Source organism: Reyranella sp. (assembly GCF_965279625.1).
Lineage (GTDB): Bacteria > Pseudomonadota > Alphaproteobacteria > Reyranellales > Reyranellaceae > Reyranella.
The window spans coordinates 119189-137093 of record NZ_OZ257251.1 but is presented as its reverse complement, the minus strand read 5'-3'; the positions used below and the strand labels follow the sequence as shown (position 1 = coordinate 137093).

Below are 17905 nucleotides of genomic sequence, written 5' to 3'. Positions count from 1 at the left end.
GCGGCAATCAGTAGGTGGCGAAGATCCGCGCGATCTCCACGGGGTCCGAGGTCCGGGTCAGCGCCAGCGCGAGCAGCAATCGCGCCTTCTGCGGATTGAGATTGTCGGCCGACAGGATTCCGGCCTTGGCGAGCTTCTGGCCGCGGAAGATGCGGCCCGAACCGGCCCGCGAGGACTGCACGACGACGATGCCCTGCTTCACCGCCTCTTCCATCGCGGCGAGATCGGCCGCCGGCGGCATGCCCGGCGCGAAACCGGCCGAGACGAGACCCTTCGCCCCCGCCGCGATGAAGGCCCGCATCGCGCTGCCGTCGGAGCCCGCATAGGCATAGGCGATGTCGACCCTCGGGAGGGCATCGAGCCCCGCGAGGTCGAATTCGGTGTCGGGCATGTGGCGGCGCTCGGGCCGCCGGTAATAGGCGATGCGATCGGCGTCGGCATGCCCCAGGACGCCGAAATCGGGCGTGCGAAAGGTCTGCATGCGCCAGTTCGAGGTCTTGGTGACCTCGCGCGCCGCCTGGATCTCGTCGTTCAGCAGCACCAGCACGCCCCGGCCGCGGCTCTGCGGGCTGGCGGCCGTGCGCACGCCGTTCACGAGATTGATCGCGGCATCGGTCGACAGACCCGAGGCCGGCCGCTGTGAACCGATCAGCACCACAGGAACGTCTAGCTTGAGCACCAGGTTCAGGACCCAGGCCGTCTCCTCGAGCGTCGCGGTGCCGTGACCGATGACGATACCGGACAGGTCCGGATGCTCGGCCACGACGCGATGACATAGCGCCGCGAGTTCCTGCCATTCGGCGAAGTAGATTTCCGGGCTCGGCACGTTGCGGAAATCGACCGCAATGATCTCGGCGACCTCCTCGACCACCGGGAAGCGGGCGACGATCTCGCTGGCATGCATGCGGTTCTCATGGACGCCGTAATCCTGCAGCTCGAGCGGGTGGACCCCCAGCGAGGCCATGGTGCCGCCGGTGCCGATGAAAGCCACCTTGGGCCGGTTCGTGCTGCTCACGCGATGCTCCTGCGCTGATCGTCCATCCGGGGAGCCACGCAAGATCGATGCCGCCGCAATGTCGCCGAACGGCGACATTGCGCGCAGCGAACGACGGTGCGCCTAGCCCTTGGCGCCGATCTTGTCCTGCGTCTTCAGGTCGAAGTCGCTGGCGTCGTGGCGCTCATGGAGCTGAGCCGCAGGATCGCCCTGCAGACGGTTCACGATGCGGCCGCGCTTGACCGCCGAGCGCGCGCCGATCTCGTCGGCCCAGCGATTGACGTTCTTGTACTCATGCACCGCAAGGAACTCGCCGGCGCCATAGAGCAGGCCCTTGGCGAGGCCGCCGTACCACGGCCAGACCGCGATGTCGGCGATCGTGTAGTCGTCGCCGGCCAAGTACTTGCTCTCGGCGAGCCGCCGGTCGAGCACGTCGAGCTGCCGCTTGGTCTCCATCGCGAAGCGGTCGATCGCATACTCGATCTTGGTCGGCGCATAGGCATAGAAATGGCCGAAGCCGCCGCCGAGATAGGGCGCGCTGCCCATCTGCCAGAACAGCCACGACAGGCATTCGGCCCGCTTGGCGCTCTCCGTCGGCACGAGCGCGCCGAACTTCTCTGCGAGATAGAGCAGGATGGCGCCCGATTCGAACACGCGCACCGGGTTGGGTCCGCTGCGGTCCACCAGGGCCGGGATCTTGGAGTTCGGGTTGGCGGCGACGAAGCCGCTGCCGAACTGGTCGCCCTCGCCGATCTTGATCAGCCAGGCGTCGTATTCGGCGCCCTTGTGGCCGAGCGCCAGCAGCTCCTCGAGCATGATGGTGACCTTCTGGCCGTTCGGCGTGCCCAGCGAATAGAGCTGGAGCGGGTGCTTGCCGACGGGCAGCTCCTTCTCGCTGGTCGGGCCGGCGATCGGCCGGTTGATGTTGGCGAAACGCCCCCCGCTGGCCTTGTTCCAGGTCCAGACCTTGGGCGGTGTGTAGTCGGATGCGTCGCTCATGCTTCGAGTATCCTGTGATGTGGCTTCGTTGATGGCGCCATCCTAGCCCCCTTTGAGCCGCCCTGCTCGCCCCCATGCCGCCGGCAGGAGGGGGTTAGAAACTGAAGCAAAACATATGGTAAGTAGGGATAAGTTCCCGGATTTCGGGCATTCCCTGAAGCAAGGAGGGGCGAGCCTGCTCGCTTCGTAATGGCCCCATGAGAATTCTTGTTACCGGCGGCGCCGGGTTCATCGGCTCGGCCGTCGTGCGTCACATCATCCGCGACACCGACTGGACGGTCGCCAACGTCGACAAGCTGACCTACGCGGGCAATCTCGAATCGCTGGCCGAGGTGCAGACCAGCAACCGGCATCGCCATTACAAGACCGATATCTGTGACCGCGCGGGAATCGACGCCGTCCTGACCGAATTCCGCCCTGACGCGATCCTGCATCTCGCTGCGGAAAGCCACGTCGATCGCTCCATCACCGGCGCGGCGCCCTTCATCGAAACCAATGTCAACGGCACCTTCACCCTGTTGGAGGCCACGCTGGCCTATTGGCGGACACTCGACGAAGCCGCGCGTGGCCGCTTCCGCTTCCAGCATATCTCGACGGACGAGGTCTTCGGCTCGCTGGGCGCCACCGGTCTCTTCACCGAGACCACGCCTTACGCGCCCAACTCGCCCTACTCCGCCAGTAAGGCCGCCTCCGACCATCTGGTTCGAGCCTGGCATCACACTTACGGGCTGCCGACCCTGGCAACCAACTGCTCGAACAATTACGGCCCCTATCACTTCCCCGAAAAACTGATCCCGCTGGTCACCATCCGCGCCCTGCGGGGCGAGATCCTGCCGGTCTACGGCAAGGGCGATAACGTCCGCGACTGGCTGCACGTCGAGGATCATGCCGAGGCCCTCACCCTCGTGCTGCGCAAGGGACGGCCGGGCGAGACCTACAATATCGGCGGCAACAGCGAGCGCCGGAACATCGACGTCGTGCGCGGCATCTGCCGCCTGCTCGACGAGTTGCAGCCCGACGCCGCCCATCGCCCGCACGAGTCGCTGATCCAGTTCGTGACCGATCGTCCTGGCCACGACGCCCGGTATGCCATCGACGCCTCGAAGATCGCGACCGAACTCGGCTGGCGTCCGCGGCACGATTTCGAGAGCGGCCTGCGCGACACGGTCCGCTGGTTCCTGGACAATCGCAGCTGGTGGGAACGCGTGATGAGCGGCGCGTATCGCGGCGAACGGCTCGGCCTGACCGCGGCGTGATCGACGCGACGGTCTATTTCAGGAGATCGAGAAGACTGGCCGGCAGGTCACCGCGCTGACGCCGGACTTCGATGCCCAGCAGGGCGGCAATTCCCGGCAGATTCGAAATCTCGCCATTCAGGGCCATGCCGACCGCATCAGCGAACGGCACACGGCGGCGCGACAGCAGTTCGGTGGCATCGGGCTGCGGCGCTCCGCGATCCAGCCCCCACGCGACGAAGGCGGGCACGGCCTCGGTGGAGATCCCTGGCGACACGGCGCCCTCCACGATCTTGAGCCAGTGCTCGGCGGTGCAGCCTGTTTCTTCCTTGAGCTCCGCACGCGCGACCGTGAGCGGATCGTCATCCACCCGCGCGCCACCACCCGGGATCTCCCAGGAGAACCGATCCAGGACATAGCGATACTGGCCGATCAGGGTCACGCTGCCGTCGCTGTCGACCGGTACGATGCACACTCCGTAGTACTTCATCCGCACGCTGTTGTAGCTGCGCGACTCTCCATCGGACAATGTCACCGTGTCATGACGGATCGAGAAGTACCGGCAGTCGTAACCGGTCTCTTCGCTCAACACTTTCCAAGGATTGGATTCGTCCACGTGCTCCATCGCAGTCCCCCTCCTGAAACGGCGCCCTACCCAGTCGTGCCGGTCAGATAACGGGCAACCGCCTCGCATTGCTTGCGGATGTCGGGCACCGCCGTCGTCTCCCACAGATTGCCTCGAATAGGCGGCCCGAGCGCGAACAGGACGTCCGATGCGACGCCGTCCCTTCTGATCAGGCGATAATCGTCGCCGAGGTCGAGACCGAGAGACAGAGCGTCCGGTCGCGCCAAGCCGGCATCGAACAGCGATCGTATCAGGGGATCGCTGATCCGGTCGTAGTCGAGCTGAGGACCGGAGCAGTTCACCAGCCAGGTCCCTTGGATCCGCTGCACCGTCTTTTCCCTGCGTGCCTTCACAGTCATGGACACGCCCTCCGCCCCGAGCTCCACGTCCTGCAGCCTGCCGGCCATCACGACCAGCTTCCCCGCGTTTCGAAGCTCCTCGATCTCGGCGGCCACCGGCTGCGCCACACGGTGGCGATGCACTTCCCAGTAGGGCCGCACATGACGCAGGAACCGCCGGCGCTCGGCAATGGACAGGCCGCGCCACAAGGCCTGTGTCTGCGGCCGCATCGAATCGAGGACGGCCCGCCAATCGACTCCGCTGGCCGAGGCGGCCTCGACTTCGCGACGGACCACGCGCATCAGCGCCTTGATGGTTTTCGGCAGGGAGTCCGCTGTCAGGAAAGCCTGGTAGGGACCGACATCCCGGTGTGGCAGCGGCATGAAGCCCCGGCGGGAGACCGCCGTGATCTTTCCCTGGTGGCCCCGCGAATGCAGATCGAGAACCACGTCGACCATCGTCAGGCCCGTCCCCACCAGGATGACGCTGTCGTCCTTCTGGATACGCGACAGGCCGCCACTCCAAGGGTTGGCGATGTAGTGATCCTCCCCACCGTCCGTCGCCTGGGGCTTCACCGGTAGCGCCGGAGGAAAGTTTCCGACGCACAACGCGACACGATCGACCGTATGCCGTGCGCCGTCCGACGTCTGCAGCTGGACCGATTTCTCGCCCGCCTGCAGGCTGGTCACCTCTGCGTCGACACCGATCATCGAAGATGCGGGGTGCGCGGCCAGACAAGCCGACAAGGTCGAACGGAGATACTGGCCGTACAGGCCCCTCGAGACGAAGGGACCGCGGGCCTTCGCGTCGGAGGCTTGCGGGCAGGCTTCCAGCCACTTGATGAAATGCTCGGGCCGCGAGTCGTAGGCGCTCATGTTGCCGACGCGGACATTCAGCAGATGCTTGTCGTTCGGCGTTGAATAGGCCACGCCGCTGCCGAACGCCGCTGCACGATCGAAAAGAAAGATGCGCACCGGCACCGCAGACTGTTCGATCAGGTGAACGGCCAGCATCGTACCGCTGAAGCCTCCGCCAACGATGCCGAATGTGGGACGCATATCTTCAGTCACCATTCACCTCACAAGCCTGGCGTGCGCGCTTGCATGCAGAGTTCGGCATGGCGTTCCTCCGTCAGCGTGTTGGAAATAGTCGCATTGTGAGAAGGTTCAGGCGGAGTTCTTCGCCCCTGGCGACGGCGTGCTCGAGGGGAAGCGTCACCTCGACCGAGGGAAGGCTCTCATCGAGCACCAGCTCGGCCCGCCGCGTCGAGCCCACGCGTCGTGTGCCGACAACCTTGCCCGAAAAGGTGCCGTGCCCCGTCGCATGGGCCAATGTGAGATCAGACGGACGAATGAACAGTTCTGCGGGGCCTACCGGAAATTGAAAAGGTGCCGGCACCTTCCCTCCTCCCAGAGATATCCACCCCGCCTCGACGTTGACCGGCAGTCGAACCGCGTCTCCGACGAAGCCTGCAACGAACGGCGTGGCGGGACGATCGAGGATGTCGTCCGGGATGCCGAGTTGCTCGAGGCGCCCGCGATTGAGGATGGCGACGCGGTCGGCCAGCTCGAGCGCCTCTTCCTGGTCGTGTGTCACGAACAGGGTGGTGTGGCCCGTCCGATCGTGCAGTTCGCGCAACCAGCGGCGAAGGTCGCGCCGCACCTGCGCGTCAAGCGCGCCGAACGGCTCGTCGAGCAGAAGAACGCGCGGCTCCACGGCCAGCGCCCGCGCGAGCGCCACGCGCTGGCGCTGGCCGCCCGAAAGCTGGGCCGGATACCGTTTACCCAGCCCCGGAAGCTGGACAAGCTCCAGCAGATCCTCCGCCCGCTTTCGAATCTCCGCATTCGACGGACGCAACCGGCGAGGACGAACGCGCAGCCCGTAGCCCACGTTATCGGCGACGCTCATATGCTTGAACAGCGCGTAGTGCTGGAACATGAAACCCACACGCCGCTCACGGACGGGCACATGTGTCGCATCCTCGTCGCCGAACAGGATGCGCCCGGCCGTCGGTGATTCCAGTCCGGCAAACAAACGCAGCAAAGTCGTCTTGCCAGATCCCGAAGGGCCGAGAAGTGCCATGAGCTCTCCCGGTTTCACCTGCAGGTCGATGCCGTTGACGGCAGCAACGCCCGGGAACGACTTAGACAGCCCCTCCGCCGTGATGGCAATCGGCACGCCCTTGCCGAGATCGACCGTATTGTTCGCCATGTCAGTGACGTCGCGCAGTCGAGAGGCTTTCCGCGTGTCGCCATTCCAGAAGCGACTTCGCAGCAAGGGTGACGAGAGCCAGTGCGGCCAGAAGGGCCGCGACTGCGAACGCGCCGACGAAATTGTACTCGTTGTAAAGGATTTCGACCTGGAGCGGCATTGTGTTCGTGAGTCCTCGAATGTGGCCCGACACGACCGAGACGGCGCCAAATTCGCCCATGGCGCGCGCGTTACAGAGGAGGACGCCGTACAGCAGCGCCCACCGGACATTGGGCAGGGTCACGGTCATGAACGTCTGAAAGCCCGAGGCGCCGAGCGTGAGAGCGGCTTCCTCTTCCGCCGTACCCTGCTCCTGCATCAGGGGAATGAGCTCGCGGGCGATGAAGGGAAAGGTGACGAAGATCGTCGCCAGCACGATTCCCGGGACGGCGAAGATGATCTTGATGTCCCAGGCGTCGAGCAGCGGACCGAAGACACCTTTCGCGCCGAACAGCAGGACGAAGGTCAATCCCGAGACGACGGGCGACACGGAGAAAGGCAGGTCGATCAAACTGATCAGGAGGCTCTTGCCGCGAAATTCGAACTTGGCGATGGCCCAGGCAGCGGCGACACCGAACACTAGGTTCAACGGCACCGTGATGGCCGCGACAAGGAGCGTGAGATAAACCGCGGCAACGGTGTCTTCATCTGTGTACGAGGCCAGCAGCGGCTCGATGCCCTTGCGGAATGCCTCGACGAAGACGGCCGCCAGCGGCAGGACCAGGAACACGGCCAGGAACGCCACGGCCGCGCCGATCAGCAGCCACTGCAGCGGCCGGCTTTCGTTGAGCGCCGTCTCACGCACCGTCGTATCTCCGGCGGCTCAACGCCTGAACCGAGTTGATGATCAGCAGCGCGACGAACGAAATCGCCAGCATCACGACGGCAATCGCCGACGCTCCGGCATAGTCGAACTCCTCGAGACGGGTCACGATGAGCAAAGGCGCAATCTCCGAGACGAACGGAATGTTGCCGGCGATGAAAATCACAGAACCGTACTCTCCAACGGAGCGAGCGAACGCAAGGGCCACCCCGGTTACCAGGGCCGGCAGGAGAGCCGGCAGGATCACACGGAAGACGGTCTGCACCCGCGTTGCGCCCAGCGTTGCGGACGCCTCCTCGATCTCACGTTCGAAATCCTGCAGGACCGGCTGCACCGTGCGGACGACGAAAGGCAAGCCGATGAACACCAGCGCGATGAAAATGCCCCACGGAGTGAAAGCGATCTTGATGCCCCACGGTGCAAAAAACCCGCCAATCCAGCCATTGGGAGCATAGAGCGCTGCCAGGGCTATGCCTGCCACGGCGGTTGGAAGGGCAAACGGCAGATCGACGGCGGCATCGAGGAGTCGCCGCCCCGGGAATTCATACCGGACAAGCACCCAGGCGACGAGCGTACCGAAGACGGCATTGAGCAACGCGGCCAGCAGCGAGGTGACAAAACTGACCTCCAGCGCCGCCATGACGCGCGGGGTCGTCGCCACGCGCCATATGCCGTCAAGACCAAGGCCACTTGCCCGCCATATCAGCACCAGCAGCGGCAGCAACACGATCAACGATAGATAGGTGGTGGCGAACCCCAGCGTGAGACCGAAGCCAGGCAAGGCGCTCGGTCTCAGGAAGGTGAATCTCTGCCCCGTCACGGGAGCGACCGTCACCGACCGGCCTTGCCCGAGGGCTTGTAGATCTGATCGAAGATGCCGCCGTCGGCAAAATGCTCGGCCTGCGCCTTCTTCCATCCGCCGAAGACCTGATCGATCGTGACCAGCTTGATCTTGGGGAACCGCGCCAGATCGGCGGGATCCGCATCCTGCGGCTTGAAGGGCCTGTAGAAATTCCTGGCGATGATCTTCTGGCCGGCGGGCGAATAGAGGAAGTCGAGGTAGGCCTCCGCCGCTTTGCGCGTGCCCCGCTTTTCGACCACGAAATCGACGAGGGCGACCGGCGGCTCCGCCAGGATCGACAGTGACGGCACGACGATGTCGAACTTGTCGGCGCCGAACTCCTGCAGAACGAGGAAGGCTTCGTTCTCCCACGAGATCAGCACGTCTCCGACCGCACGCTGGGCAAACGTCGTCGTCGAGCCCCGCGCGCCGGAGTCGAGCACCGGCACGTTCCTGAAGATGGCTTCGACGAGCTTGCGGGCGGCAGCCTGATCGCCCTTCGTCCGTTCGAGCTCGTCGGCCCATGCCGCGAGGTAGTTCCAGCGCGCGCCGCCCGAAGTCTTGGGGTTGGGTGTGATGACCGAAACGCCCGGCTTCGCGAGGTCCAACCACTCTTTGATGCCCTTGGGATTGCCCTTGCGCATGAGAAAGACGATCGTCGAGGTGTAGGGGCAGGAATTGTTGGGCAGACGCGACTGCCAGTTCTCCGGCAGACGCTTCGATTCGCGGGCGATGGCATCGATGTCGCCGGCCAGCGCCAGGGTCACGACGTCGGCCTCCAGTCCATCGATCACCGACCGAGCCTGCCGCCCGGATCCGCCATGCGATGTCCGGATCGTCACCTTCTGTCCCGCGCCGCGCTGCCACTCAGCGGCGAACGCATCATTCACCGCGCGGTAGAGTTCGCGCGTCGGATCGTAGGATACGTTGGTCAATACAACGGCTGGTGATGTCTGGCCGAGGGCGGACCAGGAGCCAGTCGACGCGCCGAGTGCGGCGCCTGCTACGAGAAACGAACGACGGTGCAGGCTCATCATAGGGTCCCCTGAAGTCAGTGTGGTGGCTGGACCAAAGGAAAGCTAGAATCGATGGTTATTTGTCGACCAGATCAGTAGAGATTGTCAACTCGCTGTTCGAAAGTGTCCACCGCACAGGACGCCGAGGATCAAGTCGAAAGACGGTTCCGTGACGGCCCCCTTCTCGACTCCGTCACCAGGACGGGATCTTCGCTCGTCATCGCATCGAGAAGACTCGTATTGTCCAAAATCTCCCGGCTCGATTCAGCGACCTGAGCAAACACACGCCGAATCTCACAGCTTTCTTCGTCCAAGCAATCCGAGCAGCGCCGATAGGAGATCTTCGAAAGACACGGCAGCAGAGCGATCGGCCCATCGACGATCCGCAGCACTTCACCAAACATGATCTCGGACGGCTGCTTGTTGAGTTGATACCCTCCGAGCTTGCCGCGCTTGCTTCGCACCAGGTCGTGATGCTTGAGGTCTAGCAATATCTGTTCCAGGAACTTCTTCGGAATGCAGCAGGACGCCGACAATTCGGAGATCATGATCGTCCGATCGTTCGCGGCGTGCGCCAGCGCCACGAGCGCGCGCAGCGCGTATTTGGCTCTCTGCGAGATCATGCTTCGGTCGACCCCATATCCGCCCGATTAGACGGGTTGTCCAATCGAGCCGCAAGTGGCGAGCTGCCACCACTTGGGTTCAAACCAATGGGGCCTGGGGGCGCCCCCTAACCTTGGGTCAGGCCCTTCGCGTCCAGGATGCGGACCAATCCCTCGACCGCCGCCTCCACCGAGAGGTGCGCTGTTTCCAGATGCACATCGGGATGTTCCGGCGCCTCGTACGGCGAGCTGATGCCCGTGAAATTCGCGAGTTCCTGCCGGCGCGCCTTCTTGTAGAGGCCCTTGGGATCGCGCACCTCGCACACTTCCAGTGGGGTATCGACGAACACCTCGAGGAACTCTCCTTCGCCCATGAGGCCGCGCGCAGCGTCGCGTTCGCTGCGGAACGGCGAAATGAACGACACGAGCACCAGCAGTCCGGCATCGACCATCAGCCTCGCCACTTCCGCGACGCGCCGGATGTTCTCGACGCGATCGGCATCGGTAAATCCCAGGTCCCGGTTGAGGCCGTGACGGATATTGTCCCCATCGAGAACGTATGTATGCCGCCCGAGGCTGTAGAGGCGCTTCTCGAGCGCCGTCGCGATGGTCGATTTGCCCGACCCCGAAAGGCCGGTGAACCAGATGACCGCGCCCTTCTGATTCTTGAGGGAGGACCTCGCCGCGCGGCTCACTTCCAGGCTCTGCCAGTGAATGTTGCTTGCCCGGCGGAGAGCGAAATCGATCAGCCCCATACCAATGGTCTGATTCGTGATGCGGTCGATCAGAATGAAGCTGCCCGCCTCACGGCTCTCCGAATAGGGTTCGAAGGCGACCGCCTTGTCCAAGGACAGGTTGCACGATCCGATTTCATTGAGGTGCAATGTCTTGGCGGCGGAATGCTCCAGCGTGTTGATGCTGACCTTGTGCTTCAGCGACGTCACCGTCGCCTGCGCGGCGCTCGTGCCCATCTTCATCAGGTAGCTTCGCCCGGGCAGGAGCTCTTCCGGAGACATCCAGAGCAGATGCGCGACGAACTGGTCTGCAATGGCGACAGGAGCGTCAGCGGCGCAGATGACATCCCCGCGGCTGACATCAATTTCCCGGTCCAGCACCAAAGTCACGGCCTGGCCATGCACGGCGGTTTCGAGATCGCCATCCATCGTCACGATGCGCGTGATCGATGCCTCCTGAGCGGACGGCAGGACTTTGATCCGATCGGATGGCTTTACCGCTCCGCTGGTGATCGTGCCGGCGAATCCCCGGAAATCGGCATTGGGCCGGTTGACCCACTGCACGGGCATGCGCAAGGGACGCAATGCTGCTTCGCGACCGAACTCGACGGTCTCGAGGTACGGAAGCAGAGCCGGCCCGCGATACCAGGACATGTGCTTGCTCGGCGACACCACATTGTCTCCGCGCAGCGCCGATATCGGAATGGCCTCGACATGCGCCGGCCCGAGTTCCTTGGCGAAGGCCATGTACTTGGCAACGTAAGCCTCGAAGACGGCCTGATCGTACTGGACGAGGTCCATCTTGTTGACCGCGAGCACGATCTGCCGAATGCCAAGCATCGAACAGATGTAAGAATGCCGGCGCGTCTGAGTGAGCAGGTCATTACTGCGATGGACATCCGCCAGGATGATGGCCAGATCCGCAGTCGAGGCGCCGGTCGCCATATTCCGCGTATACTGTTCATGGCCGGGCGTATCGGCGACGATGAATTTCCGCTTGTCCGTCGCAAAGAACCGGTAGGCTACATCGATCGTGATGCCTTGCTCGCGCTCCGCCGCAAGCCCATCGACCAGAAGGGCGAAGTCGAGATCGCCGCCCTGGGTTCCGACGCGCGCACTCTCCGTCTTCAGGCTGTCGAGCTGATCGTCCAACAGCATCTTGCCTTCGTAGAGCAGCCTGCCGATCAGGGTAGATTTGCCGTCGTCCACGCTGCCGCATGTTATGAAACGCAGCAGGTCCTTTTGTTCCTGGGCGCGCAGGTAGGTGTCCAGAGCGGACGCTTCTCCGTTCATTAGAAATAGCCTTCCTGCTTCTTCTTCTCCATCGACCCCGAACTGTCACGGTCGATCATGCGACCCTGACGCTCGGAGTTTCGCGCTCTTAGCATTTCCTCGAGAATTGCAGGCATGTTGTCGGCGTCGCTTTCGATAGCTCCGGTGAGCGGATAGCAGCCCAGCGTGCGGAACCGCACCTTCTTCATCTGCGGGCGCTCCCCCGGCTCAAGCGGAAGGCGGTCGTCATCGACCATGATCAGCATGCCGTCCCGCTCGACCACGGGGCGCTCCTTGGCGAAATACAGCGGCACCACGGGAATCTTCTCAAGATAGATGTATTGCCACACGTCGAGCTCGGTCCAGTTCGACAGCGGGAACACCCTGATGCTTTCGCCCTTGTTCTTGCGCGTATTGTACAGACTCCAGGGTTCCGGGCGTTGGTTCTTGGGGTCCCAGCGATGATGCTCCGAGCGGAAGGAGAAGATGCGCTCCTTTGCGCGTGACTTCTCCTCGTCGCGGCGGGCGCCCCCGAGCGCTGCGTCGAAACCATGGTGGTCGAGCGCCTGGCGAAGGCCCTCCGTCTTCATGATATTCGTGTGGATCGACGAGCCATGACTGAACGGGTTGATCCCCTGCCGGACGCCCTCGGCATTGATGTGCACGATGAGATCGAGACCGAGCTTGGTCGTGATCTCCTCGCGAAAGGCGATCATCTCCCGAAACTTCCAGGTCGTATCCACATGCAGAACGGGAAAGGGCGGCTTGGCTGGATAAAACGCCTTCATCGCGAGATGAAGCATGACCGAAGAGTCCTTGCCGATTGAATAGAGCATCACCGGCTTTTCGCACTCCGCGACCACCTCGCGCATGATAAAGATGCTCTCGGCTTCCAGCCGCTGGAGATGCGTCAACCGATCCGCGATGTCGGGCAAATGATCACTCCTGCTGGTAAGTCCAGCGCCTGCCGTATGCTTTGAATTTCTAGCGCGATAAGTTCAGCGCCACAACAGCGGAGGGGAACGGCCAAGCTGCCTTAGCCTTCGCTGAACGCGAGATGCCTGAAGATACGCAGTTCCGATAGCGCGGCCTTCGTGATGGTGAAGTCGGCCGCCGTTTCGAGCGCCTGTTGCCGCATCTCCGTGCGCGCTGTTAAATCCATCTTCAGAAAGGTATTTATCGCGCTTAGAATTTGCTGATCCGAGCGCGTATCTACCACGAAGGCGTTACGCCCATGTGTCGCATACTCGGCAGTCCCGCCGAGGATCGGAACGACGGGAATGCATCCGCAGGCCATCCCTTCAAGGCCAGTTCGCCCAAAGGCCTGATAGTCCGACAGGTCGAGGAACAGATCGCTGCCCCTTAGCAGTTCCGGCACCTCCGCCCGCCTGAGCACACCCCAATTCTTGACGCCTGGGGGCAACTCGATTCCTGCGGACGTCAGTTCCTCGGTCGTAGCGCCGAAAACCTGCATGGACACATTGGCATGGTTTCTGCTGATCGCCTCCATGACGCGCGCGGTGCGCCATGGTGCGCGACGGGGTGTCGAAGGGCGCAGCATCGCGGCGACCATGAGTTGCGAACTATTTCGCCTCAGGTCAGGAAAGTACACATCATGATCGATTGAAGGAGCGACCTTCATCACGCGAATGCCGTGGTTGGCATAGACGATGTCGCAGAGCCACTTGGTCTTCGCGAACAACATGGCGTCTTTCAGAACCGAATAGGACTGGTAAGCCTTCAGCCATGCTTCGCCGTTGGCGGGATAGAACAGAGGCTCATAGTCCTGAACATAGTATGCAAACTTCACCGGGGCTTGAGGACTGCCCTTCAGCAATTCCGTCCGAGCGTTGTTCACATCGAAAACCGAGCGATTTGTCGTCGCGACGACGACCCGGCAGGACGCCATATGAGGCGCGAGTTCAGCCGCATCTGCATAGGACAGAACTGGGACCTTGAGCGCCTCAAGTTCAGGATAGGCCGTGACGAACTTGGCGTAATTCGGCGCGTTGACGGCAAGTCGCGCGTCGACACCCAGTCTGGCCAGTCCCATGACCTCCTGAGCGACGGAGTTTGAGCCGCCGCCACCGCCGCCTGACGGCAGCACGAACATCACGTTCAACGATTCATCGTTGCAGCCCACTAGGCTCGCCTTTCACGTTTTCGACTAGACTAATGCAGCTGAGAAGGTACGCCGGCATCGAGAGCCTTGGCAGAAGGTCCAGCCGGCTGCACTTCCCGCCAATCATTCTCCGGATGCAATCTCTTGCGCAGCCTTTTGCGGAGTTCGATCAAAGAAATAAGCTCGGCCATTTCCCGCTGGACGGCCTTGATGTCGACGTCTGGATGTTTGGCCAGCAACTGCGCTGTTCCCCGCTTTGAAAGTTCAGCGCGACGTATGTTTCCGAAGCTCGCAGATTTGACGTGATAGACATAGACGTGGTCGGCGAGCGCCAACGAGTACCCGGCCTTCCGGACCCGCAGGCAAAGGTCGTTCTCTTCGCCATACCCCATCGGGAAAGCGACTTCATCGAGATAGCCCACTTCTGCGATCACGTTCCGGCGCATCAACGTACAGAAGCCATTCAGCAGCGTCGCTTCGGGAAATTCCTGGGGCGACAGCTCGCGAACCAGCCTTCCGACATCGTCGTGAGAAAACCCTTCCGGCAGGGGATTGCTGCTCCAGCCCCCCTTTATGTCATGCAGATTGGGGACCGACTGCCAGGAAGCCGCATTGGACACTGGACCAATCATGGCCGCGTTGGGGCGCGCCTTGACGACCTCAAACATGCCCTCGAGCCAGCCTTGTGTAACCAACGTGTCACTGTTGAGAAGTACGACCCACTCCGCCGTCGAGGAGCTGATCCCGATGTTCGCGGAACGAGTGTACCCGAGATTTGCCTCGTTCTCGAACATGCGGATCCAAGGCTTCCCCTGAACGTAACGACGCAACTGCTCCCTCGTGACATCATTGGACCTGTCATCGATGATGGTTACGGTGTGCGGGATCGTCGTGTGGCGGAAGATCGACTCGAGGCATCCCAGCGTCTCATCGACGGCATTGTGAACGCAAATCACGATGTCCACCGTCATTTTCGAATCTGGCAGCCAGCTCCAATGAGGCTGGTCGACATTCATCGCTTGCGGACAATAGGTCGTAACCAACAAGGGCAGGCTGGATCTCCAGTGATCGACACCCTTCAGCAGAGTGAGTTGGCTGGTGATGTTCTCGTCCTCCATCGCCGGCTCGTTGGGTGCCGGACGAGAGACCAGGTCTGACGGAGCCCCATCGTTTGTGAGGCGAATGTCGCCGATTGCGAAGTCGACCGTTCCCACAAACTCGAAGATGAGCAAGAGGGAATACCCCGGATCACCGATCGCGTCTCTCACCTTAGTGGCGAGAATGGTGCGCTGCTCCGCGCGAAGCGGTAGCACATGCAATTCGCCAATCCTGCCGATGCGGATATTGCGGCGAATCGTGAAAAGGCGCTTTACGTCATACTCGTTCCGCTCTGCCGAGATGCGTGCACGCTCGGCGATGAAGACTTGCTGGATGACTTGCGCCTCGCGGTTCTGTGGCGGGCCCGACGAGGCGGCCGCGCGGCGGGCATAGAATCGGAGCTGCCGAGGTGGACCCGCAAGCAACTGCAGCAGGTCAAGCATCGCTTCCATGCGCAGGTACGGCCCTTCGATCTCCCCATGCAGGGCGATCCCCAGGACGCTGGCGTGAGTGCGACCGTCACGCAGTCCACGCGGAGAAATCTCCGTGAGCCGAATCTCCAGGCTGGGACTGGGCGCCTTGGCGACCAGCTGCCACGAGTCGCTTATCTCACTGCGGCGATTGGAGAAGTGTCGCACAAGAGCGCCTCTCCAATGGTCGAACCGTCCATTCACGAGCGCGTTGCTCACAACTGACGGCGTCTCGCGATATTGAAACTCGGCCAGAATCTTTTGACCCGCCACACATGCAGCAACGTAGCCAAGGAGCACCGCTCGACATTGTCCGCTGCGGATCATCAGGACGATTCCATGCGGCCCCTCGGACAGCTTGGCTGACATCCTGATTCCTGCCGTTCGGAGCTGCCAGGATGGCCAGAGCGTCACGGACGCCCTCGCCCCGGGAATGACCGCACCCGAAGAATCAGTAAGGGCGATGTCCACTTCCGTACGGCTTTCGGCCTTTCCGATGATCATCAAGTCGACGAACTGCTCGGACTCCAATCCGGCGACTCGTTGGGAAAGAGTAACGGCCTGATCGGTGGCAGGCTTGTCGAAACTGATGCGTACGCTCTCCGTCTGGAACGGCTGATCGTCCGAGGGAACGGCGCGATTCAGCGTTACGCCTCGCGGCAATGAGACTTGCCAGTTTTCCGGCCGGTTCCCCGACCAGGAAAGAAACCTTGAGTTGCCCAGGAGGTTGGGATTTTCCGTCCTTTCGACAACCGGCGCCGTCTGAGTGTTGTCCTTGAGAGCTTCAACCTCGTCCTTGCCGGACGTGACCGGTGGCTCAACGATCAAGAGCTCGCCACCCTCGACGTGCGCATCCTCGGGCCCTGTCCGACGAAACCCGGACAATACCCTTGCCGCGAGCCCTTTGGCCGAGGAAAGCATTCGTCCGGCGGCAGCCGCTTCCTGAATGCGGCAGAACTCCATCTCGACCACGCCCCGTCCCGAGAACCGGAGCGAGAGATACCGTTGTCCTTCGAGCGGAGCCTCGCCCGCTTTGAGGGCTACTGAAAATTCATGCCACGCCGCGTTAAGCGGAATTGCGCCGACGAGTCGCCGGCTGACCTTTCGTTCGCTATCACTGCCGTGGAACAATGCCATGGAGTCAAGCTGCAGGACGGCTTTCTCTCCCGCAAGCCCCCTCAAGCGCACTCGGACCATCGATGTCCCGGCCTCGACAAGTCCATCTGGCAGCGGATGCCACAAACGCACCTGCTCCGGAGGATCTCGCAGCAGTATGCGAACACCGACCTCGGTCCGAGCGTCCAATGGTTCCAGGCCGATATCCATCGGCCGACCGCGATTGACGCTGGTCACAAACCAGTTGCGACAGAAGACAAAACCGTTCTTCGGGTTTGCGACACTCGCCGAGGCCCACTCCGAGAACTCTGGGTTGGGCCGCCGGTTGCCGCTGGTCGTGCCAGACATAGTTCTCCGCCCCAATGCTATCTAAGCAACAACGATGCCAATGTAGCCATTTCTCGATGCCAGAGCCATGTCAGGCGCCTCTTACAAGGTGCACTTAGCGCATTTCGACCAGTTCACGACCCGATTCGAATGCTTTGTGTACCGTCAAGAGATACTGACCGTATCGGCTCTTACTTGCCCTAATGGCAAGCTGATGAAACTGATCCAGCGTTATATAGCCCAGTCGCAGGGCAATTTCTTCCGGGCACGAGACCCGCAATCCCTGGCGCTGCTCCAAGATCTGAACGAACTGGCTCGCCTCTGTCAGCGATTCGTGGGTCCCGGTATCCAGCCAGGCAAAACCGCGGCCGAGTATCTCGACGAACAGTTGGGCCTGCTCCATGTACACGCGATTGATGTCAGTGATCTCGATTTCCCCGCGCGGAGATGGCTTCAGAGAGGCCGCGATATCCAATACGAGATTGTCATAAAAATACAGGCCGGTGACCGCAAAGTTGGACTTTGGCTTAACCGGCTTTTCCTCGATCGAAATCGCACGACCGCTCGCATCCAGTTCCACTACGCCATATTGGTCGGGGCGGGCCACCACATACGAGAACACCGTTGCGCCCTTCTCTCGCGCAACCGCATTCGCCAAGGCCTCTGAAAGCCCGTTGCCATAGAAAATATTGTCGCCCAGCACCAGGGCAACACGATCCGAACCGACGAAGTCCCGCCCGATTATAAACGCGTCGGCAAGACCGCGAGGCGTTTCCTGAGCTGCATACGAAAAGCGGAGTCCCCATTGACTGCCGTCACCCAGCAACTTCTGAAACAGGGGAACATCCGGTGGCGTACAGATGATCAGGATGTCGCGAATACCGGCGAACATGAGTGTCGTCAGCGGATAGTAGATCATGGGCTTGTCGAAGACAGGAAGCAGCTGCTTCGAAACCACGCTCGTGACCGGATACAACCGCGTCCCGGAACCGCCAGCCAAGATGATGCCCTTCATTACGCCTCCACCTCGCCGGCCTCACGT

General features: G+C 62.1%; 15 protein-coding genes. 1 reads left to right on the top strand and 14 read right to left on the bottom strand.

Annotation, left to right across the window (positions count from 1 at the left end):
* Positions 1 to 7: 7 nt before the first annotated feature.
* Positions 8 to 1015, bottom strand: coding sequence for an asparaginase (locus ACQY78_RS00585; RefSeq protein WP_428681749.1), 1008 nt, complete (start codon positions 1013 to 1015; stop codon positions 8 to 10).
* A gap of 102 nt (positions 1016 to 1117) precedes the next feature.
* Positions 1118 to 1993, bottom strand: a complete 876-nt coding sequence (yghU, locus tag ACQY78_RS00580) for a glutathione-dependent disulfide-bond oxidoreductase (protein ID WP_428681747.1) — start codon at positions 1991 to 1993, stop codon at positions 1118 to 1120.
* Between the two features lie 197 nt (positions 1994 to 2190).
* Here yghU and rfbB point away from each other — a divergent pair, with 197 nt between their 5' ends.
* Entirely contained in the window at positions 2191 to 3249 is a 1059-nt protein-coding gene (rfbB, locus tag ACQY78_RS00575) for a dTDP-glucose 4,6-dehydratase (RefSeq protein WP_428681745.1), read from the top strand.
* Positions 3250 to 3262: 13 nt separating this feature from the next.
* Here the strand turns inward: rfbB and ACQY78_RS00570 are convergent, their stop codons facing one another.
* The 12 genes from ACQY78_RS00570 to rfbA form a co-directional block, all read right to left on the bottom strand.
* Positions 3263 to 3853: an NUDIX domain-containing protein gene (locus ACQY78_RS00570; protein WP_428681743.1), complete on the bottom strand. Its 591-nt coding sequence runs from the start codon at positions 3851 to 3853 to the stop codon at positions 3263 to 3265.
* A 26-nt stretch (positions 3854 to 3879) separates the two neighbouring features.
* Entirely contained in the window at positions 3880 to 5250 is a 1371-nt protein-coding gene (locus ACQY78_RS00565) for an FAD/NAD(P)-binding protein (protein WP_428681741.1), read from the bottom strand.
* A gap of 73 nt (positions 5251 to 5323) precedes the next feature.
* Complete coding sequence (locus ACQY78_RS00560; protein WP_428681739.1) at positions 5324 to 6403, bottom strand: sulfate/molybdate ABC transporter ATP-binding protein; 1080 nt, start codon at positions 6401 to 6403, stop codon at positions 5324 to 5326.
* Between the two features lies 1 nt (position 6404).
* Positions 6405 to 7247: a sulfate ABC transporter permease subunit CysW gene (cysW, locus tag ACQY78_RS00555; RefSeq protein WP_428681737.1), complete on the bottom strand. Its 843-nt coding sequence runs from the start codon at positions 7245 to 7247 to the stop codon at positions 6405 to 6407.
* Positions 7240 to 8100 carry a sulfate ABC transporter permease subunit CysT gene (gene cysT, locus ACQY78_RS00550; protein WP_428681735.1) on the bottom strand — a complete coding sequence of 287 codons (861 nt, stop codon included), beginning with the start codon at positions 8098 to 8100 and terminating at the stop codon, positions 7240 to 7242. The genes cysW and cysT overlap by 8 nt, the downstream gene beginning before the upstream one ends.
* Complete coding sequence (locus ACQY78_RS00545; RefSeq protein ID WP_428686541.1) at positions 8097 to 9140, bottom strand: sulfate ABC transporter substrate-binding protein; 1044 nt, start codon at positions 9138 to 9140, stop codon at positions 8097 to 8099. The genes cysT and ACQY78_RS00545 overlap by 4 nt, the downstream gene beginning before the upstream one ends.
* A gap of 131 nt (positions 9141 to 9271) precedes the next feature.
* Positions 9272 to 9745: an RrF2 family transcriptional regulator gene (locus ACQY78_RS00540; RefSeq protein WP_428681733.1), complete on the bottom strand. Its 474-nt coding sequence runs from the start codon at positions 9743 to 9745 to the stop codon at positions 9272 to 9274.
* Between the two features lie 107 nt (positions 9746 to 9852).
* Positions 9853 to 11751, bottom strand: a complete 1899-nt coding sequence (cysN, locus tag ACQY78_RS00535; protein ID WP_428681731.1) for a sulfate adenylyltransferase subunit CysN — start codon at positions 11749 to 11751, stop codon at positions 9853 to 9855.
* Complete coding sequence (gene cysD / locus ACQY78_RS00530) at positions 11751 to 12656, bottom strand: sulfate adenylyltransferase subunit CysD (RefSeq protein WP_428686539.1); 906 nt, start codon at positions 12654 to 12656, stop codon at positions 11751 to 11753. Before cysD ends, cysN begins: the two co-directional genes overlap by 1 nt.
* A gap of 110 nt (positions 12657 to 12766) precedes the next feature.
* Positions 12767 to 13843: a glycosyltransferase family 4 protein gene (locus tag ACQY78_RS00525; RefSeq protein ID WP_428686537.1), complete on the bottom strand. Its 1077-nt coding sequence runs from the start codon at positions 13841 to 13843 to the stop codon at positions 12767 to 12769.
* Between the two features lie 59 nt (positions 13844 to 13902).
* Complete coding sequence (locus ACQY78_RS00520; RefSeq protein WP_428681729.1) at positions 13903 to 16884, bottom strand: glycosyltransferase family 2 protein; 2982 nt, start codon at positions 16882 to 16884, stop codon at positions 13903 to 13905.
* Positions 16885 to 16978: 94 nt separating this feature from the next.
* Entirely contained in the window at positions 16979 to 17878 is a 900-nt protein-coding gene (rfbA, locus tag ACQY78_RS00515; protein WP_428681727.1) for a glucose-1-phosphate thymidylyltransferase RfbA, read from the bottom strand.
* Between the last annotated feature and the right edge of the window lie 27 nt (positions 17879 to 17905).